The sequence below is a fragment of the Deltaproteobacteria bacterium genome, from assembly GCA_016210005.1.
GTDB lineage: Bacteria > Desulfobacterota > Binatia > HRBIN30 > JACQVA1 > JACQVA1.
Window position 1 is genome coordinate 58,188 of record JACQVA010000168.1, and the last position, 19,412, is coordinate 77,599.

The 19,412-nt window shown below is 66.3% G+C and carries 20 protein-coding genes; 7 read left to right on the top strand and 13 right to left on the bottom strand.

Features of this window, described 5'->3' with window-relative positions; genetic code table 11:
* Positions 1 to 54 precede the first annotated feature (54 nt).
* From HY699_16405 to HY699_16415, 3 genes are all read left to right on the top strand, one after another.
* The gene (locus tag HY699_16405; GenBank protein ID MBI4517386.1) at positions 55 to 870 is read left to right on the top strand and encodes an SDR family oxidoreductase; all 816 of its coding nucleotides are present in this window, start codon (positions 55 to 57) and stop codon (positions 868 to 870) included.
* A gap of 91 nt (positions 871 to 961) precedes the next feature.
* A complete protein-coding gene (locus HY699_16410; protein ID MBI4517387.1) occupies positions 962 to 2,194 on the top strand; it encodes a molybdopterin molybdotransferase MoeA in 1,233 nt (410 codons plus the stop codon).
* Between the two features lie 93 nt (positions 2,195 to 2,287).
* Positions 2,288 to 2,773 carry a 2-C-methyl-D-erythritol 2,4-cyclodiphosphate synthase gene (locus tag HY699_16415; GenBank protein MBI4517388.1) on the top strand — a complete coding sequence of 162 codons (486 nt, stop codon included), beginning with the start codon at positions 2,288 to 2,290 and terminating at the stop codon, positions 2,771 to 2,773.
* Between the two features lie 16 nt (positions 2,774 to 2,789).
* On the opposite strand, the gene HY699_16420 is transcribed toward HY699_16415, so the two are convergent.
* The 4 genes from HY699_16420 to HY699_16435 form a co-directional block, all read right to left on the bottom strand.
* On the bottom strand, positions 2,790 to 5,345 hold the full coding sequence (locus HY699_16420) for a M1 family metallopeptidase (protein ID MBI4517389.1): 2,556 nt from the start codon (positions 5,343 to 5,345) through the stop codon (positions 2,790 to 2,792).
* Positions 5,346 to 5,647: 302 nt separating this feature from the next.
* Entirely contained in the window at positions 5,648 to 6,751 is a 1,104-nt protein-coding gene (locus HY699_16425; GenBank protein ID MBI4517390.1) for an ABC transporter permease, read from the bottom strand.
* Positions 6,748 to 7,368 carry an ABC transporter substrate-binding protein gene (locus HY699_16430; GenBank protein ID MBI4517391.1) on the bottom strand — a complete coding sequence of 207 codons (621 nt, stop codon included), beginning with the start codon at positions 7,366 to 7,368 and terminating at the stop codon, positions 6,748 to 6,750. The genes HY699_16425 and HY699_16430 overlap by 4 nt, the downstream gene beginning before the upstream one ends.
* A 1-nt stretch (position 7,369) precedes the next feature.
* The gene (locus HY699_16435) at positions 7,370 to 8,380 is read right to left on the bottom strand and encodes an ABC transporter ATP-binding protein (GenBank protein MBI4517392.1); all 1,011 of its coding nucleotides are present in this window, start codon (positions 8,378 to 8,380) and stop codon (positions 7,370 to 7,372) included.
* 129 nt (positions 8,381 to 8,509) lie between these two features.
* Here HY699_16435 and HY699_16440 point away from each other — a divergent pair, with 129 nt between their 5' ends.
* Entirely contained in the window at positions 8,510 to 9,868 is a 1,359-nt protein-coding gene (locus HY699_16440) for a TolC family protein (GenBank protein MBI4517393.1), read from the top strand.
* A 51-nt stretch (positions 9,869 to 9,919) separates the two neighbouring features.
* On the opposite strand, the gene HY699_16445 is transcribed toward HY699_16440, so the two are convergent.
* The 5 genes from HY699_16445 to HY699_16465 all read right to left on the bottom strand — a co-directional run bounded on the left by HY699_16445 (position 9,920) and on the right by HY699_16465 (position 14,924).
* Positions 9,920 to 10,090, bottom strand: coding sequence for a HigA family addiction module antidote protein (locus HY699_16445; protein MBI4517394.1), 171 nt, complete (start codon positions 10,088 to 10,090; stop codon positions 9,920 to 9,922).
* 164 nt (positions 10,091 to 10,254) lie between these two features.
* On the bottom strand, positions 10,255 to 12,693 hold the full coding sequence (locus HY699_16450; GenBank protein MBI4517395.1) for a hypothetical protein: 2,439 nt from the start codon (positions 12,691 to 12,693) through the stop codon (positions 10,255 to 10,257).
* A gap of 41 nt (positions 12,694 to 12,734) precedes the next feature.
* Positions 12,735 to 13,889: a VWA domain-containing protein gene (locus tag HY699_16455; protein ID MBI4517396.1), complete on the bottom strand. Its 1,155-nt coding sequence runs from the start codon at positions 13,887 to 13,889 to the stop codon at positions 12,735 to 12,737.
* Positions 13,890 to 13,897: 8 nt separating this feature from the next.
* Positions 13,898 to 14,317 (bottom strand): biopolymer transporter ExbD, encoded by a 420-nt coding sequence (locus tag HY699_16460; GenBank protein MBI4517397.1) that lies wholly within the window; start codon positions 14,315 to 14,317, stop codon positions 13,898 to 13,900.
* Positions 14,304 to 14,924 (bottom strand): MotA/TolQ/ExbB proton channel family protein, encoded by a 621-nt coding sequence (locus HY699_16465; GenBank protein ID MBI4517398.1) that lies wholly within the window; start codon positions 14,922 to 14,924, stop codon positions 14,304 to 14,306. Before HY699_16465 ends, HY699_16460 begins: the two co-directional genes overlap by 14 nt.
* Positions 14,925 to 15,243: 319 nt before the next feature.
* Between HY699_16465 and HY699_16470 the strand changes: the two genes are divergently transcribed.
* The 3 genes from HY699_16470 to HY699_16480 all read left to right on the top strand — a co-directional run bounded on the left by HY699_16470 (position 15,244) and on the right by HY699_16480 (position 16,917).
* The gene (locus HY699_16470; protein MBI4517399.1) at positions 15,244 to 15,501 is read left to right on the top strand and encodes a hypothetical protein; all 258 of its coding nucleotides are present in this window, start codon (positions 15,244 to 15,246) and stop codon (positions 15,499 to 15,501) included.
* A gap of 134 nt (positions 15,502 to 15,635) precedes the next feature.
* The gene (locus HY699_16475) at positions 15,636 to 15,914 is read left to right on the top strand and encodes a hypothetical protein (GenBank protein ID MBI4517400.1); all 279 of its coding nucleotides are present in this window, start codon (positions 15,636 to 15,638) and stop codon (positions 15,912 to 15,914) included.
* 118 nt (positions 15,915 to 16,032) lie between these two features.
* Entirely contained in the window at positions 16,033 to 16,917 is an 885-nt protein-coding gene (locus HY699_16480) for a hypothetical protein (GenBank protein ID MBI4517401.1), read from the top strand.
* 30 nt (positions 16,918 to 16,947) lie between these two features.
* On the opposite strand, the gene HY699_16485 is transcribed toward HY699_16480, so the two are convergent.
* The 4 genes from HY699_16485 to HY699_16500 all read right to left on the bottom strand — a co-directional run bounded on the left by HY699_16485 (position 16,948) and on the right by HY699_16500 (position 19,167).
* Positions 16,948 to 17,757: a phosphoadenylyl-sulfate reductase gene (locus HY699_16485; GenBank protein ID MBI4517402.1), complete on the bottom strand. Its 810-nt coding sequence runs from the start codon at positions 17,755 to 17,757 to the stop codon at positions 16,948 to 16,950.
* 14 nt (positions 17,758 to 17,771) lie between these two features.
* Positions 17,772 to 18,194 carry a hypothetical protein gene (locus HY699_16490; GenBank protein ID MBI4517403.1) on the bottom strand — a complete coding sequence of 141 codons (423 nt, stop codon included), beginning with the start codon at positions 18,192 to 18,194 and terminating at the stop codon, positions 17,772 to 17,774.
* Between the two features lie 212 nt (positions 18,195 to 18,406).
* A complete protein-coding gene (locus HY699_16495) occupies positions 18,407 to 18,748 on the bottom strand; it encodes a toxin-antitoxin system HicB family antitoxin (protein ID MBI4517404.1) in 342 nt (113 codons plus the stop codon).
* Entirely contained in the window at positions 18,745 to 19,167 is a 423-nt protein-coding gene (locus tag HY699_16500; protein ID MBI4517405.1) for a putative toxin-antitoxin system toxin component, PIN family, read from the bottom strand. Before HY699_16500 ends, HY699_16495 begins: the two co-directional genes overlap by 4 nt.
* Between the last annotated feature and the right edge of the window lie 245 nt (positions 19,168 to 19,412).

The window sequence follows — 19,412 nt, forward strand, 5'->3', positions numbered from 1 at the left end:
CTCTTCTATTGGCTGGGCGGCCGGGGTATGCAGAGCGGCGGGAGGAGTGAACACATGAAGTTAGACGGGCGGATCGCGCTGATTACCGGAGCGGGCAGTGGCCTCGGACGTGAGATCGCGCGGACTTTTGCACGCGAGGGGGCCAAGGTGGCCATCAACGATGTCAACAAGGAGACCGCGGCTGCAGCCGTGAGGGAGGTCGAGGCGGCGGGCGGAGCGGCCCGCGCCTTCATCGCCGACGTCTCGGACAGCGTCGAAGTGGCGGCGATGTTCGAGCACCTGGTCGATGAATGGGGCACGATCGACATCCTGGTCAACAACGCCGGGGTGGCGGTGATGAGCGACGAGGTGAAGGCGAACTTCGCCGCCAACATCCAGGCGATGCTCAGCGGTACCAAGCCGGCCACCTCGCTGGGCGCGACCCGCTCGATGACCGACTCGCACTGGCGCCGGACACTTTCTATCCACCTCGACGGCACCTTCTATTGCACGCGCGAAGCGCTCAAGGTGATGGAGCCGAAGGGGTTCGGCAAGATCATCAACATGGCTTCCGTAGCCGGCACTACCGGCCTGTCCGGTTCGCCTGACTACTGTGCCGCTAAGGGCGGCATCATCGCGCTGACCAAGTCCGTGGCACGCGAGGTGATCGGCCGCGGTATTTACGTCAACGCCATCGCTCCCGGCTTTGTCGACACCCCCCTGCTGGAGGTGATGGATGAAACCATGCTCCGCGTGATCGCTATGCAGAGCCCCATCGGCCGCCTCGGCACGCCCGCTGAGATTGCCGCGGTCGCGCTCTACTTGGCCTCGGAGGATTCCAGTTTCACCGTCGGGCAGGTGATCAGCCCCAACGGCGGCTATTACATGTAGCCGGCGGGGAGCGCGGCGGGCGAGCCGGAATGCCCGCTGTCGCGCTTAGGCCACATGGCCTCACTGCTCATCCGGTGCTAGGTTGCGGCTCATGATCAGCGTGCGCGAGGCGCTCACGACGGTGTTGCTGGAGTTGCCGCGCCTGGGCTCGGAACAGGTGCCGCTGCCAGCGGCTTATCGGCGCGTGCTGGCGGCTGCGGTGCGCGCCAGCCGTGATGTTCCGCCGTTTCGCAACTCGGCGATGGACGGCTTCGCCATTCGGGCCGCCGACGCCGCACAGGCATCGGCGGCGGCGCCGGTGACCTTGCGGGTGCTCGAAGTCATCGGCGCCGGTTCGCTACCGACCCATCCAGTCGAAGCCGGCACCGCCACCAAGATCATGACCGGGTCACCGCTACCGGCGGGGTCGGATGCGGTGGTGCGAGTTGAAGATACGCACGAAGGCAACGGTACGGTGACGGTGCAGGTGCCGGTGACGCTCGGCGCCAACGTACGCGAGCCGGGCGAAGACATGCGGGCGGGGGAGACGGTGCTGAATGCCGGCCGGCCGTTGCGGCCGGCGGACGTCGGCCTGCTGGCGTCGCTTGGGCTGGCGGTGGTGCGCGTGACTCGCCGCCCCCGGGTGGCGATCTTGACCACCGGCAACGAGTTGGTGGAACCCGGCGAAGCGTTGGGGCCGGGCCAGATCGTCAACAGCAACGCTTACACCTTGGCGGCGGCGGTGGCCGAAGCCGGCGCCGAGGCGGTCATGCTCGGCATCGTGCGCGATCAGCCGGAGCAGATCGAGGCGGCTTTCGCCGACGCCTTCAAGGCGGATGTGGTGCTATCGACCGGCGGCGTATCGGTCGGCAGCTTCGATTTCGTGCGCCGCACGCTGCGCCAACTGGGATACGAGGAACGCTTCTGGAAGGTGGCGCAGAAACCGGGCAAACCGCTCACCTTCGGCTTGCGCCAGGGCACGCCTGCCTTCGGGCTACCGGGCAACCCGGTGTCTTCGCTGGTGTGCTTCTATCTCTATGTGGTGCCCGCGCTGCGGGCGATGATGGGCATGGAACGGATCCACCTGCCGAGCATCGAAGCCGAGGTCACCGAGGAGGTTACCACCGCGGCCGGCCTGACCGAGTTCGTCCGTTGCGTCGTGGAGCAGGGCGACGGCGGCTATCGCGTGCGGCCGGCGGGCTCGCAAAGCTCGGGCGTGTTGCGCTCGATGGCGGCGGGCGAGGGGCTGCTGGTGGCGCCACCGGAGCAAGCCGTGGTCGCGCGCGGCAGCCGCGGGCGGGTCATATTGTTGAGCCAGGAGGCGGCGGCCACCCCGCCGTTTTGAGAACCGGCGGCGCGCCGCCGGCAGCGGCCGCCGCCGAGCGGGCAACGACTCCAATAGACGGTCACGCGCAGTGACGTGGCCGGGGAGGTGCGTATGCGCATTGGACACGGATTCGACATCCACCGCTTAGTCAGCGGCCGGCCGCTGCGGCTCGCTGGCATCACCGTCCCGTACGAGGCCGGGTTGCTGGGGCATTCCGACGGCGACGTGGTGCTGCACGCCGTTTGCGACGCCTTGCTCGGTGCGATCGCGGCCGGCGATGTGGGCCGGCTGTTCCCCGACAGTGATCCGCGCTTCAAGGGCATCGACAGCACCGAGCTGCTGCGCGAGGTGGTGCGGCGCGTCCACGGCTTGGGCTACGTCGTGCGCAACCTCGATGTCACGGTGCAGGCCGAACGGCCTCGGCTGGCCGAGCACATCGAGAGCATGCGCACGCGCCTGGCCGAGCTGCTGGTGGTGGACAGCAGCATGGTCAGCGTGAAGGCGAAGACGATGGAGGGCCTTGACGCCGTTGGCCGCGGGGAGGCGATCGCCGCCACCGCGGTGGTGCTGTGTAAGCCGGTGACGAAGGACGAGTGAGCAACTGCTCCGGCGGCTAACGCGCCGCCAGCCAGACTTGCAGCCCCTTGCCCGCCCGCTGGCGCAGTTCCTGATTGAGGGCGAAGCGCTCGAGCGCTTGCTTGAGCGCGCGCGCCGCCGTCGGTACGGGGTGGGCACGAAAGAAGGCGGCAACCTCGTGCTTATAGGCGCTGGTTTGCAACTGCGTGGTGGCATCGATCACCCGCGACACCATCATTGGCGGTAGGCGCTGCGAGAGCTCGGCCCAGCGCCGCTTCAGGAACTGCCACGCCGCTGCGCGTGCTCCCGGGTTGGCGAACAGCCGCACCAGCAGGAGGCCGACATCCTGCGTCGACACCTCCTCGCTGAGCGTGAGTTCGAGCGTGCGCTCGATCAGCGCCGGGGAGCGGAAATCGCCGAGCGCCAGCTGGTACCGGCGCCGCTCTTGCGGCGTCTGCGCCTGGCGCACCGCGGCGAGGAATTGCTCGTAACGATCGCCATCGCCTTCACGCGCCGCCATCGCGATCAGCGGATCGGCGAGATTGGGTTCAAGCGCATGGCGGTCGCGCAGGTAGGCGGCGAAGCGATCCGGAACTTCGGCAACGATTGCCGGCGACGAGGCGATGTCGCCGGCCAGCCGCAGTACCGAGGCGCGCCGCAAGCGCACGTCGTCGGTTTCTCCGGCTGCCGCCTGCCAGCCGAGCTGCTGCCACGCCGCTTCATAGGTCCCCGCCAGCCAGCGGCGGAAGGTCGGGCCGCCGTCAACCGCGGGAACCAACTGGTCGTCGACAAAACGCAACGCCGAGGCTAGGGCGTCGAGGACGTCGAAATCGCTCTCGCTCCCAAGACTACCGGCGAGGTCGAGGAAGCTGCCAATCTCGGCGTGGCCGGCGCGCACCGCAGCCCACTGATGACCGACCAGGCCGAGGCGCTCGACTGGGGTGAGCGCGGTGAAGTTGCCGGCGCGCAGCGCCGCTAGTGTCCCCTCGTCGTGCAGCACGTGGTAGAAGCCGCCTTCCGCGGCGTTAGCGTAAACCCAAGGCACGCGCCGGGCCGGACCCAGCGCCATTGCGCCGCGGCCGGCGGTCAGCAGCTGGCGCGCAGGCTGCCGCGTAGCGGGTGACTTCACGACCACGGGTAACGGCCAGCGCTGCCCCGTCGGTTTAGCCTTCGGGTTGGCGAAGAAGCGTGTTTGGCGCAGTTCGAGCACGGCTTGTCCGTTGCGCTCAATGCGGCGCGCCGCCAGCAGCGGAAAGCCGGGCTGCTCGATCCAACCGCGCGCCACCCGCGCCACCTTCTGGCCCGAGGCTGCTTCGAGCGCGCGCCACAAGTCGGCGGCGGTGGCGTTGCCTTCGCGGTGACTACGGATGTATTGGCGCACGCCCCGGCGAAAGGCGGTCGGTCCGAGGTAGCTCTCGATCATGCGCACCACCGCGGCGCCCTTTTCGTAGGTGATCGCGTCGAAGTTCTCGGTCGCCTGAGCCGGGCTGCGCACTTCGGTATAGATCGGGTGGGTGTTGGCCAGCGCATCGAGGCTGAGGGCGGTGGCGCGGTGGTGGGCGAAGTTGTTCCACATCCGCCACTCGGGCTTCCACTCGTCGACGATGCGAATCGCCATCCAGGTGGCAAAGGCTTCATTCAGCCAGAGATCGTCCCACCAGGCCATGGTAACCAGATCGCCGTACCACATGTGCGCCAGCTCGTGGGCGATGACCTCGGCGATGCGCTTCTGCTCGGCCAGGGTGATGGTGGCGGGATCGACCAGGAGCAACGTTTCACGAAAAGTGACGGCGCCGGCGTTCTCCATTGCGCCGGCCTCGAAGTCCGGCACCGCCAGCAGATCGAGCTTGGCGTAGGGGTACGGCAGGCCGAAGTACTTCTCCAAGCGCGCCAGCGATTCGGCCGCCGCTTCGAGCGCGAAGCCGGTGAGATGATCTTTGCCCGGGACGTGCCAGATACGAATCGGGGTACGGCCGACGAAGCGCTCGGCCGTGGCCTCCAACTCGCCGATAGCGAGTGCGCACAGATAGGTCGACAGCTTGGGCGTGGTCGTGAAGAATACCGTCTTGCGGCCCTGGCCGTGGTGCTCGACGCGCTCGACCGGGTTATTGGAGACGACCTCGTGCTGCGCCTCGGTGGTAACGGAGAAGGTAAAGCGGGCCTTGTAGGCGGGTTCGTCGAAGCAGGGAAAGAAGCGGCGCGCGTCGGCGGCTTCGAGCTGGGTGAAGGCGTAGCGGCGCCCGTTGCTGGTGGCGGCGTACAAGCCGCGCAAATGTTTCTGAAGTGCGCCGGAAAAACCCAGCCGCAGTGTGGCGGCACCGGCGCCGACACGGGCCGGTAGCCGCAACTCGACGGTCTCGCGTTTCGGGTGAGGGGTGACGGTTGCGGTTACGTTGGTGTCGCCGGCGACCAACTCGGCGTGCTCGATCGCGAGATCCGCCGCGTGTAGTTCGATGGCGTTGCACGCGCGCCCGAGCTCCAGCGCCATGCTGACCTCGCCCTCAAAGCTGCCGGCGGTAAGGTCGGGGGTGATGTGCACAGCGTAATGCGATGGGCGCACGTGCGGATCGAGCCGGAATTCCGCTTCCGGCACTCGGCGGGCGGCTGCACCTCGCCCTGCCCGCGCCTGGGTTTGTGATCGCTTAGTGGTTCCTCTACCTTTCACAGCTGCCTCCATCACCGACACCTAAGAGAAGAGACTTCACCACAGAGGCACAGAGACGCGGAGAACGACGGCTTTGCGGCTTCGGGAAGCCCGCTTCTGAAACCTTCTTTCCTTATGAGGTTCAACTTCATGTCTCCGGAACTCGGTCTTCCGGCCTTCTCTGGACTCTACTGCCTCTGTGGTGGAACCGCGTTGTCCAATCAAGGTTAGGTTTGTACGCGCACCGGTTCTCAGTTCTCAGCGTAACGGAACAAGCGCTGGCCGATGGCGAACGACACCGCGCCGTAGGCCAGCAGGAGCGCCAGCGTCGGCGCGATCTCAAGCAGGGTGCGGTTGCGCAGCATGACGTCGTGCAGCGCCACCATCGACCATGTCGTCATCGCTCCCTGGGCAACCACTTGCATCCAGCGCGGCTGTTCGAAGAACGGCCACCAACAGCCGCCGATCGCCGCCAGAATGAACATCGCCGACAGGCCGACGGGGATAATCTGCTCACGCGTCCGCGCAACCGCGGCGATGATCACACTGAAGCTGGCCATCGAGAACACGATGGCAAACACCGTCAGTACGAACGCCAGTACCGAGTGGCCGAGTGAGAGCCGGTACATAAAATGGCCGAAGAGCAGCAGCAGCGTGAGCTGGGCCACGCCCACGAGCACCCGCGCCAGCAGCTTGCCGCCGAGTACGGCCCACGGTGCAATCGGCGCGATCGCGATCCGCCCGCTGGTGCCCCAGGCCTCTTCGTCGCGCAGGCCGAAGGCGACGCTCAAGAGCAGGCTCAGCAGCACGAAGGTTACGCTGAAACCCGGCACGTTCTGCTCCAGCGAGGAGAACTTCAAGCGCTCGCCGGTGAGCGGCCGTTCTGCAAGTGTAAGCAACTCCTCGTGGAAGGGATCGCCGAGCGCGGCCGCTTCGCGATCCGCCAGCAGCATCACGATCTTGATTGCGCTCAGTTCGGTCCCTTGCGCCGGGTCGGTGAGCAACTCGATGGTAGAGGGCCGGTTGGTGAGGTAGCGCTTGCTCATCCCCGCCGGCAACACCATCGCCGCCGCCGCGGTCTTGCCGTCGCGCACCCAGGCCGCGGCCTGGCCCCGTTCCACCTCTCGTACCTCGACGTGCTCGCGAAAGACCTTCATCAAGGCGTTGGCCACCGGCCCCTGGTCTTCGTTGACCACCGGCAGCACGATGTTGGCGCTGCCGCCGCCCTGGGTTTCGGCGACCACCAGGATCACGATGATCGGCACGATGACGACGAACACCAGCGCCGAGCGGTCGCGGGCAATCAGGCGCAAGTCCTTGCGCACCACCCAGAGCAGTTTGCGCAGATTGTTCACGGCGTGTCGTCCGTTGCGCCGCCGAACTTGCGCCGCATGCTGTCGAGCAGGGTGTCGACCGCGCCCTTGCTCAGTTGACGATCGAGCTGTTGGCGGAAGTTGCTGGTGAGGCTCAAGTCCTCCACCTGGATGTCGGTGGCCAGCCAGCGGCCGCTTGCCGCCCGCATGCGGTAGGAGACCAGAAACTCATCGCGCGGGGTAACGATCTTGGTGTTCACCTGCGTCAGCGCGCCGGCCGCGGCCTCGCCGACGTACTCGAACACCGGTTTGTCGAAGAACAGTAGCTTTTGCAGATAGGTGCGCTGGAACAGGGTGCGGAACAACTTGAGGAACTCCTGCTGCTGCGTGGCGGTGAAGTGCTTGACGTGCTCGCCCAGCGCGTCCTTGCCCATGTAATCGGTATCGAGGAAGCCCTCCAGCAGTTTTTCCAGCTCGGCGAGCTTTTGGTTGTGAGGGTGATCGGCGTTGACGATCGCGCGGGCACGTTCGAGCACCTCGCGGGTGTAATCGAGCGCGGTGCCGGCGCGGGCGGGCGAGCCGCTGCCGCAGCAGACGCCGGCTAAGAGCAATGCCACAAGCAGGCTTCCGCGCCGGCCCGTTTGCAAGCGCTCGACCATGCTAGTCCCGCAGCTCCTTGCCGGTCAGACGCAGGAAGAGCGTCTGCAAACTGAGCGGTGCGATCTGGATGGCGACGGTATCGCTATAGCGGCCGATCAAGGCACTGACCGCGGGCAAGGCGCGGCCGGCGCCGTCGGTGAAGATGCGCAGCACCCCGTCGCCGCGTTCGCTGCCGCACACGCCGGCGGCGCTGTTGAGCGGGCTCAGGTCGGTCGCCGGCGGCAAGCCGCGTAGCTCGATGACCTCGGCACAGCCGGCCGCAGCCAACAGGTCGCCGAGGTGGCCCATGGCGATGAGGCGGCCCTCATCGACGATGGCGATGCGATCGCACAGCTGCTCGGCCTCCTCCATGTAGTGCGTGGTGTAGAGGATGGCCGTACCCTCTTGGCGCAGGTTGCGCACGATCGAGAAGATGTGCTCGCGCGAGTGCGGGTCCACGCCCACGGTGGGTTCGTCGAGCAGCAGCAGCCGCGGCCGGTGAATCAGACTCACGGCCAGATTGAGCCGCCGTTTCATGCCGCCGGAAAACGTCACCACCGGATCATCGGCGCGGGCGTCGAGCTCGACCAAGGCCAGCAGTTGGCGCACACGCTCGCGCAGCGCCGCGCCGCGGACGCCGAAAATGCGGCCGAAGAAGCGCAGGTTCTCGGCTGCACTCAGCCCCGGGTAGAGCGAAATCTCCTGCGGCGCCACGCCGATGAGGGTGCGAACCGTAGCCGCCGCGCTGACGTTGTGGCCGAAGACGTAGGCCGCCCCGCCCGATGAACGCAGCCAGGTGGCGATGATCGAAATGGTCGTGGTCTTGCCCGCGCCGTTGGGGCCGAGCAAGCCGAAGACTTCGCCCTCGTGGACCTCGAAGGTGACCCCCCGGACCGCCTCGATCTCGCCGTAGCTCTTGCGCAAGTCCTCCACCCGCAAAGCGGCAGCTGCCGAGTGGCTGCGTTCGGCCGCTGACTGTAGTATCGCTGGCGGCTGGGCGGCGGGGCGAGGCGCGACGGTAACGGTGGCCATGGTTGCTGACGCGAGACGAGTCACGTCCGGTTGAGATTGCAGGAAACCAGATTTGGTTGCTCGGGGAAAGAGGTCAGGCAAAACTTTCCGCCCAGTAGCGGGAGTCTTTTTAGGCGTCGGAGGGACGGTATGAAGCAGGTAACGGCAGTCGGGGCAATGCTGCTGGCCTTGATGCTGGGGTCGGCGGCGGGCGCGAGCGAGGCCGGCGGGGCGTTGAGCCTGGGCGAGTGCATCCGGGCGGCGCTCGCCTACAGCCCCGATCTGGGCGTGGCGGCCGCCGATATTGCCGCGGCTCAGGCCCGGCTGGCGGAAGCCGAGGCCGGCCGCCTGGGCGAGGCCGGCTACACCCAGGTGCTGGGTTTGGTCAACGAGGCCCGGGGGAATGCGACCTACTCGCCCGACACCAAGGATGCGTTCTTCAGCGGTCTGGCGCCTTTCACCCGACTCGATCTGCACTTGGCGATTCCGCTGATGACGTTTGGCAAACTGCAGGCGGCCCTGGCGGCGGCCCAGCACGGCTTGGAGAGCCAGCGTGCCCTGAGCGTGGAGCGGCGGGCGGCGATCGTCGACAGCACCAAGCAGCTGTACTACGGCCTGATGTTGGCGCGCCAGCTCGGTGGCGTACTGCGCGAGATGCAGGAGACCCTGGACAAGGCGGTGGCGACGACGGAGCAGCGCATCGCCGAAAAGGCCGCGGGTGTCACCCAGCTTGATCTCCTCAAGCTCAAAGTGGGGCGCGCGCGCTTTGCCAAAGGCGTCGTCGAGGTGGAGGCTTCGGCGCAGCTGGCGCGAACGGCGCTAGCGCGCATGGTAGGCCGGCCGGGTGACGCTGCCTTCGACATTGCCGATCGTAGGCTGCAGCCGGTGGCGATCGCACTCCTGCCGATTGATGACTACCTCGCTCGTGCCCTCGATCGACGCGCGCAGTGGGCGGCGTTGCAGGCCGGTTTGGCGGCGCAGCAAGCCAAGGTCGCAATCGAGGAAGCGGAGTACTATCCTAAGGTGTTCTTCTCCACCGGCTTGCAGTTCGCCCGCGCCGGCAATCGCACCGAACAGAGCAACCCGTTCGCCAACGATGAGTTCAACTACCTGCGTCCCGTCGGTGTGTTGGGGGTGGACTGGGATCTCAATTTCCTCAGTACGCGCGCCAAAGTCGATCAGGCACGGGCCGAGCTCGAGCGCCTGCGCGCCCAGCGCCGTGAGGCCGAGACCGGCCTGCCGCTGGAACTGCGCAAGGCCTACCTCGACGTCACCCGCACCCGCGACACCGTGACGGCGGCCGAGGAGGGTCGCAAAGCGGGCCGGGGCTTGCTGGTGCTTACGGTCAGCAACTTCGACCTGGCGCTCGGCAGTGCCGAGGAGCTATTCGACGGTCTGGGAGCGTACACCGAGAGCAGCAGCGACTACTTCCGCGCGGTGCACGACTACAACGTAGCGGTGGCCACGCTGAGTCGGATCGTCGGTGAGCTGACCGACTTGCAGTACTGACGCCCATATGGGAGCGGCGCTGGCTACGTGCCTTTCCGCCTCGGCCCGTTCCTAACGCGACAGTCGTAGAGCGGTATCAGCCGTGATCGCGCGCTTGCCGAGGATGATAGCGTTGATCCGGCGCGACTCCACGTTGATATTCCGCGCCAAACGATACTGGCCCAACCCAAGCGGCTTGAGCAACTCCTCGTTCAGCGGATTCTCTACCCGGCCCGCAAACACGCGACCGGCATCTTGACGGGGTTCCGGGTGGCGCAGGCAAGAACTATCTGCGGCGGGGCGCGCAGGCCTGACCTCGCCTCTGCCACGTGGTCCCTTCGAGGCGGGAATGCCACGGAATCGCGGGGGCACCCGGCGAGCAGAGGCAGCGAGTTCCAGGTCAGGGCTTAACGGCAGGCGCGCTTGTATAGTTCGCTCAGCTTGTTGCGCAGGTCGGCATCGCTGAGGCCGGGCATGGCCGGTTTGAGCTCCGTGAGCTGCGCGCACGACTTGTCTGCCTTGCCTGTAGCCAGCGTCAAGCGAGCGGTCTCGTAGGCGGCCTCGTACCACGGCAGGTCGCCGGGCCGGACCGTCTTGGCGATCCGCTGCCAGTGGCTCAAGGCCCCGCTGGGGTTGCGGTTGGCCTCGGCGATCCGCGCCAGGCCGCGTAGCGCGGCCAGCGAATTGGGTTCAGCAGAGAGAACCTCCTGGTAGAGGCCGTCGGCTTTGCCCAGCTCCTGCGCCCCCTCGTATAGCCGCGCCAGGGTGAGCTTGGTTTTGTTGCTGCCTTCAGAGTCGGCCAGCAGTAGCTCATATAGACGCAGGGCGGTTTGCTGCGCCGCCGGCCAGGCCTCGCTCTCGCCTTTGTTCTTGCGGCGCGTGCCTTCCTTGACGAACCCGGCGGCCAGGGTCTCGATGGCGTCGCTCTTAGCATCGGCGCGCAACGCCGCGCCGTGCGCCTGCACCTCCGCCTGCGCTTGCGCGAAGCGACCCAGCCGTTGCAGCGCGCCCAGCCGCAGGCGGGTCACCTGCGCGAAAAGATCCGACTGATTGGGGTACTTCTGTTCGAAGTCGGTCAAGGTGGCCAGCGTTTGCTCATCGCGCGGCGGTGCCAGCAGGCTGCCATGCACCGCGTTCATGATCGCCGCCTTGGCCCGGATCTCCGCCAGCGGTAGCGCCTGCAGGTCGCCGCGGCGCTCGTAGTCCGCGGCCAATGGGGTGAAGGCAGCAAGGTCCTTGCCGATATCCGCGATCAATGCCTGGCGTTCCGCCCCGGTGACTTTGCCCTCCGCGCCGGCCTGCAAGAGCTCGAAGCGCGACTGTAGGGCGCCGAAGCGCGCGCGCAACTCGAAGCCCGGGTCGCCGCTCACTTGCCGGTATTGTTCGAGCGCCTCGTCAAACTGTTTGTGCGCCTGCAGCCATTCGCCGAGGCGGTAGCGTGCTTCATAGGCGGAGCGATGATCGCCGTATTGCGCCAGGTAGCTGCGCATGGCCGCCTCGTAGTCCTGCAGGGTGGCCTCGTCCTGCAAGGCGGCCTCGGGGTTCTTGGCGGCGACGGCTTCGAGGGCCTTGAAGCGCATGTAGGCGGCGTCGGCGCCGTAGCTGGGGTTGGGCTTGGCCAGCGCGGCGGCGAAGTGCGCGGCGGCCTCCGGGTACTCGGCGGCCTGGAACAAAGCCAGCCCTAACAGGTAGTGAGCTTCGGTCTGGACGCGCTTGGAATCGGCATCGCTGCTGGCGACGATGGCAGCGAGTAGCGGGCGCGCCTCTTTGTACTCACCCTTTTGCGCCAGCAGTCGCGCCACGGTCCATTTCGCCGCCGGGCTACCGGCCTGGGCCGCGAACTGCTGCGGGTCATCCAGCTCTGCCTGCATCAGCGCTTCGACCTTCTCCTGCCAGGCCGCGCCCGCGCGGCGCAGCTGATCCATGCCGCTCATGGCCTCCTGCCGGTAACGGGCGGCTTGGGCACCTGCCGACGCCTTGGCGGCGGCGAGCAGGGCGCGCACGCGGTAGTAGCGGATCAGCGCGGCATCGGCCGATTCGCTCGCCAGCAGGCCGTCGGCGATCCCGATGGTCTCCCGGTGCTTGCCGCTGCGGTAGGCGGCGTCGAGCAAACCCAGCCGAGCTTTGGCCCGCCGCTCGGCGGAAGTGTCTTTGTCGTCGACTACAATCTGGAAATCACGCGCCGCCCACTCGTAGTTACCCAGCTCGAGATGCGCCAAGCCGCGGCCGAGTAGGCTTTCGATGATCAACTCGTTGCGGCGCTCGCCGGCGGCGAATTCCGAGAAGCCTTGCGCCGCCTTTTCGAGCAGCGTCTTGCGCGGCTGACCGCCGTACAGGCGGGCGCCGTAGTAGTGCAGCCAGTTGAGGTAGTAGAGCGTTTGCGACGCCAGGGCCTGGGCTTCCTTCCAGTCGGCGGTTTCGTAGAGCGCTTCGAGGTCACCATCGGCATCCATCACCTGCTTCGCCGCTTGTTCCAGTTTGCCGCTGTTGGCGGCGTAAATACGTTCGAGCGGTGCGCTGATGGCCTCGTAGTCGCCGAGCAGCGTCTCCTTCTCACGCGCCTCGGTACCGGCACGCACGGCGCGATCGCTCAGGTCGATGAAGCCGAGGGCGAGCTGGCCGAGCTGCTGGATTGCCGCTTGCTGCGCGCGGGCATCGAAGCGGCCGCTGGCTTGTTGGGCGGCCATGTCGTCGGCGATCCGGCGCGCACGCCCGCGCAGATCGGGGGCCTGGGCCGCGGCACCCTCTGCCAGAACCAGCGCCAGAACCATCGCCGCCGCAGCGCGCCGGCGCCGGGCGGGGGTGGAGCGCGTGGAAGTCGCGGCTGCGAGCGGTTTCATCAGCATGGTGTCACGACCGCGGATTGGTCTTGGTGGCGGAGTTGTCGTCACGACAACTCGCCCATGAACTTCGCCATCTCGACCTTCCAGCGGCTGCCGAAGGTCAGCACCACCACTTCGCGCAGCAGCGCCTTCTGCTCGTCGAGTTGAATCAACTCGCCGCCGCCAGCCTTGGCCAGCTCGCCGAAGACCTGCGAGACCTGGTGATAGAACTCGGGCATCGGCGATGGCTTGAACGGCTCCTTGCCGTGCAGTGAGCGCCACAGCTGGCGATCGAACTCATCGTGCATGCGCTTGGTGACGTCGACGGCGCTGACATAGCCGCCCTGGGCGTGAAAAGCTGCGATCAGGTCGCGCACCGCATCGACGTCCTCCGGGTGCGGCGGCGAGCCGCCCACCAGCACGATGATTTTCTTCGACTGCTTGCGCCAGCTCAACTCGTTGATGGCGGCGGCCATTCCTTCTTGCACCGCTTCCTCCCAGTCGCCCCCGCCGGAGGCGTTGATCTGCGCCAGGAAGTCACGCAGTTTCTGCGTCTTGAAGCTGAGGTCGCTCCATTTGACGACGTAATCGTCGCCTTGGTCGCGGTAAACCACGATGCCGATCCGCGCCGTGGGTACCATCCGGTGGATCGTCGCCACCAGTTTGGTCAGTTTCTCTTTCACGTCATCAATGACGAACTGCATGCTGTCGGTGGTGTCGATGACCAACGCGACATCGAGACCGACCTTGCGCAAGCCGCCGACGTAATCACCGAAGCCGCCGCCCAGACCGCCGATCGCCCCGGCGCCGAACGACAGCGGCGTCGACAGGTTGTCCACGCTCGGGCCGGCGCCGAGCTTGGGACCGATGCCTGCCAGCTGCGGCATTTCCGGAGCGCGCACGTTTTGCACCACCGGCCCGCGCGGCCGGGCTTGCTGCGGCGCCGTGCGCTGCACGTTGAGCACGCCCTCGAGGTCTTGCAGCGACGGCTCACCGTCGAGCTGCTCGGGGCCGACGCTGCTGTCGTCGATGACCTTGACCTTGATCTGCTCCGCCTGGCGGATGACGGTCAGCGTCATGGTGCCCAACAGCAACAACAGCGCGACGTGAACCGCGGCCGAAAACCCGAACCAGCGCAGCCCCTGTAAGCGCTGCCCCGACCACGGATCGAAGCGGGCGGGCTCGGGCGGTGCCGGCGGTTTGGCTAAGTCCTCGGCCATGCCGCGGCTCAGCTCCCGGAGCGGCGCTCAGCGGCAATCGCCACTTGCTGGGCGCCGGCCTTCTGCGCCAAGGAGAGGATTCGCACCGCGTTGCCGAAGAGCACTTCGCGATCGCCTTCGAGCACGACCGGGATGTCCGGCCGCGCGCTGACCAGGCCGCGCAGGACTTGTTCGAGATCGTCGAAGGCGGTGAGTTGGCTATTGACGAAGACCTCGTTCGCAGGCGTGACGGTGATGGTAATCTCGCGCGGCTGCGAGGTGGTTTGGTCCACCTCCGGCAAGCTGATCTTGGCGCCCGACTCCACCATGGCCGCGCTGGTGACCATGAAGATGATCAGCAGCACGAGGAAGATGTCGGTCAGCGGCGTGATGTTGATCTCGGCGACGATGGGCGAGCGCGCCCGCTTTTTGAGACTACCGAGCGCCATTGGCCTGCCGTCCCAAGTGGATGGCGTCGATCACCCGGTTGCACGCAATGGTCATGGCGGCTTCGATGCGCTCGACACGCGTTTGGAAGTAATTGTAAGCGATAACCGCGATGATCGCGACGGCTAAGCCCAGGGCGGTGGCGACCAGCGCCTCGGAAATACCTGCGGCCACCACCGAGAAGCCGCCGCTACCCATCAGCGCCATGTTGTGAAAGGCCTTGATGATCCCGACCACGGTGCCGAACAGGCCAATGAACGGTGCGCTGGCGCCGACCGTCGCCAGTACCCACAGCGGTCCCTTGAGGGCTTCGAGCTCCTCGAAGCGCTTCTCCTCGGTCAGATCGGCGAGGTATTCGAGCGAGTCCTTCTGATGGCGGGCGAGCACGTCGGAGAAGATCCGGCCCGCGGGCAGGTCGCCCTGTTCATGCGACAGCGCCAGCGCGTCGGGGAAGTTGCCCTGCTCCAGCGCCGGGCAAAGCCGATTGGCCAGACTCAGGCTGCCGGAGATCAAGTTGCGCAACGACCACAGCCGTTCGAAGATGATGGTCACGGTGACGAGCGAGAACACGATCAGGGGATAGGTGGCGAGCCACCCCTGCTGAATCATGTCGAGGACACTTAAGCCTTCCACGAGCGGACCTCCTTAGTATGCGCTTGCCGGGTGTGGCTGTTCCCAACCGGTCTGCATCGGCCCGCGGCGGCACCGGTGATTGCCGTGCGCGCGCGATAACGCGATGGGCGAAGGGAAGAACCCTGCTTCAGTTGTCTCGGCAGCCACGATCAGCCGGCGCGCAAGTCTGAAATTTCGTATCGGCAATCCGGCACTCTGTCAAACCTTTTCCACGCCAGCGGCGCGTTGTCGAGGCCGAGTGCCTGTGGCAGCATTCCACCGGTCGAAAACGCAGCCCAAGCTGGTCGCATGCGACATGAAGAGCTCGGAAGGACATGGGCGAGCGCAGGCGCTGGCCGAAGAGCAGCGGCGCATGCGGCAACTGCGAGCGCGGGTGGACATCGCGGCGGCGGCGGTGCGGGTCTATCCGTTGTCGCGAGCCGAGGCCGAGGCCGTGGTGCTGGCGCTGCGGGCGCAGGTGCTGCGGCTGTTTCCCGACAAGGCCGAGACCTTCGACCTCATCTACGCCCCGCGGTTCCGCCGGCTGATCGACGAGCGCTTTGGCCGCGCTTGAGGGCGCGGAACAAATCTCTGACTACCCACTTGACCGGTCATCCGGTGGGGCGGAAAATCGGCTCGGTTTTCGATCACATCCATCAGGCGGTGGGGCAAGGATGCGGCGGATGCGGCAACACGGCAGAGGGCGACATGAAGGGAGTCGCACGCATATCTTTTCACGGCGGCGCGATCCTGGTTCCCGCTCGCACGCACTACGATCACGAGGTGGTGTTCGAATACGCGGAGGCCTACGCCCGCCGGCACGGCACGGTGTACGTGGAACTGGATCGCAAGGAGTTCACCGTCAGCTTCGTCGGCGGCTCGCAAGCGCGCCGCTGTGCCGGATGCACGCGCCAGCTCGACACCCTGACGTACGCCTTGGGCGGGCGCGATCTCTGTCTCTCATGCGCCCGCAGCGGTGCTCGCTGAGCGCACGCCGCCGCCGGCTGTGGAGCCGGCAACCCCGCAGGGCTCGCGCTTGTGCTTTGCCCCCTTTTGGGCAAAATGGGCTCCGCTTTGGGTGGGTCATGCACTGGTGCATGTTGGGATGGACGAAGACCGTACCAAGCGCGCGCTAATCAGAGCGGTTCATGCCATCCTGCGCCCGCTCGTGCGCCAGCTGATCGCGCATGGGCTGACCTTTCCGGCCTTCGCGCGCATTGCCAAAGAAGCCTACATCGAGGTTGCCACGCAGCACTTCGCGCTGTCGTTCAAAAAGCAGACGGACAGCCGGGTGGCTCTGGTCACCGGCATTACGCGCAAGGAAATCGGGCTGATCCGGCGCGGCCAGACCCCGCCGCCAAGCGCAGCCGCCCAGCTCAGCTACGGCCTGGCCACCAAGGTTATCGGACGCTGGGTGGCCGAGCGGCGCTATCTAGCCGGCGACCAATCTCCCCAGGACATCCCGTACGAGAGCGGCGGCAACGCGGTTTCCTTCGCCGGCTTGGTCGACGAGATCGGCGGCGACATCCCGCCGCGTGCGGTGCTCGACGAGCTGATCCGGGTCGGCGCGGTGGAGTTGCTGCGCAACGGCTCGGTGCGCCTGCTGCAGCGCGCCTACGTACCCGCGCAAGGGACGGAGGAGAAGCTGGCGATCCTGGGAACGGACGCCGCCGAACTCATCAGCGCCATCACCCACAACATCGATCAGCCCGCCGCCGACGCCTTTCTCCAGCGCAAAGTGTACTACGACAACATCGGGGCGGAGGCCTTGCCCGAGCTGCGCCAGCGCGTGCGTACCGCCGGTGGCGAGTTCACCCAGGCGATCAACACCTTGCTGTCAAGCTGCGATCGTGACCGCAATTCCGCCGCCCCCGGCGGCGCCCGCAAACGTGTGGTGGTGGGTGTCTACTACCTTGACGAGGACTACCAAGCCCCCGAATCCGCCGAAGCCAGCCCCAGCGCTCACCTGCCGCGGCGGCCACGCCGATAACCCGGGCTAGGGTGAGCCCGCGCGCAGGCGTCAGATCCCCGAGCCCTGCTCTTCGTATTCCACGTGCAGGCCGCATTCACGCGAAGCCACGTGCTCCCACCACCAGCGGCCGGCGCGCTCGTCCTCGCCTGGCTCGATCGCCCGGGTGCAGGGTAAACAGCCGACGGTGGGGAAACCTTGGGCGTGCAAGGCATTGACCGGCACGTTGTACTGGTTGACGTAAGCCCACACCTCGTCCTTCGACCACCCGACCAGCGGGTTGATCTTGATACGGCCGCCGTGGAGGTCGTCGATCTCGACTTTGCGCACATCGCGCCGAGTTACCGACTGCTCCGGCCGCAGGCCGGCGATCCAGGCGTCGAGGTCGCGCATGGCGCGCTTGAGCGGTTCCACCTTACGTACGCCGCAACACTTCTGGCGCAGCGCCACCGAGTCGTAAAACAGATTGAGCCCGTACTGCCGCACCATGGCCTCGACGGCCTCGGGCTGTGGGAAGTAGACCTCGATCTCGATCTGATAGCGGGCGCGCACTCGATCCATCAGTTCGTAGGTTTCCTGAAACAAGCGGCCGGTGTCGAGAGTGAATACGCGCGCCGCCTGCGGGCGCAGCTTGTGCATCATGTCGAGGATCACCATCCCCTCGACCGAACCGAAGCTCGCCGACAAAGCGATGCGCGGGGCGAAGGTATCCAGCGCCCAGGAGAGGACCTGGTCCGCCGGCCAATCCTCGAAGCGACCCGCGCGCACCTGTTCCAGCAGGCCGGCAGGGATGGCGACCTCGGGAAAAGGCGATTCAGTGGCGGTTTCAGCCAATGCCACGTTTACCACGGTTCTCTTCATTGCGCGGATCGCGCTCAGAGGCAAGGCCGGGGCGTACATGGGCTCGCGCAAATGCCTCCCGCACCGTTGTCGACGGACACCTCGTAGCGCGCCGACCCGGAGCCCGGATCGCCCGAGTCCTGCCAGCCAGACGTGGGCCTGGCTTCCGCGACTGCCACCCCGTCCTCCGGTGCGATCAGCTCGAACGCGAGCGGCGCATCGCTCTCGACAGTGACGGTGAACGTCTCCAGCGACCGCGACTTGTTGCCGAGCTTGTCGAAGGCCTCGATGGACTCGACGTATCCGATGTTCCCGTCGTTCACTCCTGACCCGCCGCGCACGGTGCGGCCGGCGGCGGTGGTGCTGCTACCGACCCCGTCGACCGCTCGGACCACCCACGCGCGATTTCCGTCGCCGAGGTACGGTCGCAGGCGCGCCCGCGCGCGGAATGACGGCACTGAGCACCAGCGCTCGCCTACACACCGGACAGACAGCGTCTAAGTCAGCACCGCCGCTGCGCTCGTGCTCGGGAGGGGCACGGGAGGTACCAAAGGCTGACGCCGAGATTAGCGTAGCAGCGTAGCGGAAAGTGACGGTGGTGCGTCGAATAGGTGTTTGGTGCAGACCGCACTCTCTGCACCCGCTGTGAAACGAAGTCAGCTCACGCTCCTCAGCGTGCCCGCCGCGTCTGCTTCCTGCGAGCGCCCCCCGCCCCCGTGGCGCTACCGCCGCGTCTTCTTGACAGCGGAGGGCTTATAGGAGTCAGGCTGGTGCTCTTCAACCGATCATGCGGCGCGGGCTCCACATCGGGAACCCTGGACAGCGCGGCGAGAAATTTGACACGGCTGGCCCGCTTTGCCCGGCGCTCGAAGTATTCCTCGGTGAGAAGCGCCGCCATCTTCTCTGCCAGCGCGGTTGCGACCAACTGGTTAATCGAGATGCCTTCCGTGCGCGCCAACTCGCGCGCATGATCGTGCAACGAGTTTGGAAGTCGAAGACTCAATGCGCTCATTTGTCTGCTCCGATCAGAGACAGGAACTTCTGCGGCCGGATCGCCCTCACGCCGAAGGCCCCACAACCGCGAAAGTCCCTGATGTTATAAGTCACGATTGCCTCGCATCCGCCACAGACCGCGACCTCAAGCACCATGTCGTCCTTCGGGTCGGCCAGTGTCGGTCGCCAGAGGAAGTGAATCTTTACCTTCCGTGCCGATGCGCAGAGGTAGTCGAGAATGTCCTCGATGACGGGCCTGCGCAACCGGATACCGGCCCCGGGCCTCGTTACGGCATCCGCGTATTCGAAGGCTAAGGCCACGGACATGCAGTGCTCGAATCGTCCGCTTCCGACCAACGACAATAGGCGAAACGCCGCTCCACGCTGAGAGCGGAGCCCAGACACGACAACGTTCGTATCGAGTACCACGGCACGCATACATGCGGTACCGTATGTGATACCTCGCCATCACGCAAGTCAGCCCAACGCGCGGCGCGCTCTTGGGTGTGCGACAAATCTGTGGGTAACGTGCAGCCGACCGGGCAAATCCTCACCAGTCTGACAGTACTGTGTACTGTCAGGCCGCTGATCCTGCCCGAGAAGTGTTCGCTGGACACGGTGACGTGAGATGTTAGGGTCCTTCAGCAAGCTTGGCAAAGACTTTGAAGAACTCGGCGATGTCG

Coding starts and splice junctions, on each gene's coding strand:
- HY699_16405 (MBI4517386.1), top strand. CDS start 55: ATGAAGTTAGACGGGCGGATCGCGCTGATTACCGGAGCGGGCAGTGGC.
- HY699_16410 (MBI4517387.1), top strand. CDS start 962: ATGATCAGCGTGCGCGAGGCGCTCACGACGGTGTTGCTGGAGTTGCCG.
- HY699_16415 (MBI4517388.1), top strand. CDS start 2,288: ATGCGCATTGGACACGGATTCGACATCCACCGCTTAGTCAGCGGCCGG.
- HY699_16430 (MBI4517391.1), bottom strand. CDS start 7,368: ATGGTCGAGCGCTTGCAAACGGGCCGGCGCGGAAGCCTGCTTGTGGCA.
- HY699_16435 (MBI4517392.1), bottom strand. CDS start 8,380: ATGGCCACCGTTACCGTCGCGCCTCGCCCCGCCGCCCAGCCGCCAGCG.
- HY699_16440 (MBI4517393.1), top strand. CDS start 8,510: ATGAAGCAGGTAACGGCAGTCGGGGCAATGCTGCTGGCCTTGATGCTG.
- HY699_16450 (MBI4517395.1), bottom strand. CDS start 12,693: ATGCTGATGAAACCGCTCGCAGCCGCGACTTCCACGCGCTCCACCCCC.
- HY699_16455 (MBI4517396.1), bottom strand. CDS start 13,889: ATGGCCGAGGACTTAGCCAAACCGCCGGCACCGCCCGAGCCCGCCCGC.
- HY699_16460 (MBI4517397.1), bottom strand. CDS start 14,317: ATGGCGCTCGGTAGTCTCAAAAAGCGGGCGCGCTCGCCCATCGTCGCC.
- HY699_16465 (MBI4517398.1), bottom strand. CDS start 14,924: ATGATTCAGCAGGGGTGGCTCGCCACCTATCCCCTGATCGTGTTCTCG.
- HY699_16470 (MBI4517399.1), top strand. CDS start 15,244: ATGAAGAGCTCGGAAGGACATGGGCGAGCGCAGGCGCTGGCCGAAGAG.
- HY699_16475 (MBI4517400.1), top strand. CDS start 15,636: ATGAAGGGAGTCGCACGCATATCTTTTCACGGCGGCGCGATCCTGGTT.
- HY699_16480 (MBI4517401.1), top strand. CDS start 16,033: ATGGACGAAGACCGTACCAAGCGCGCGCTAATCAGAGCGGTTCATGCC.
- HY699_16485 (MBI4517402.1), bottom strand. CDS start 17,757: ATGAAGAGAACCGTGGTAAACGTGGCATTGGCTGAAACCGCCACTGAA.
- HY699_16495 (MBI4517404.1), bottom strand. CDS start 18,748: ATGAGCGCATTGAGTCTTCGACTTCCAAACTCGTTGCACGATCATGCG.
- HY699_16500 (MBI4517405.1), bottom strand. CDS start 19,167: ATGCGTGCCGTGGTACTCGATACGAACGTTGTCGTGTCTGGGCTCCGC.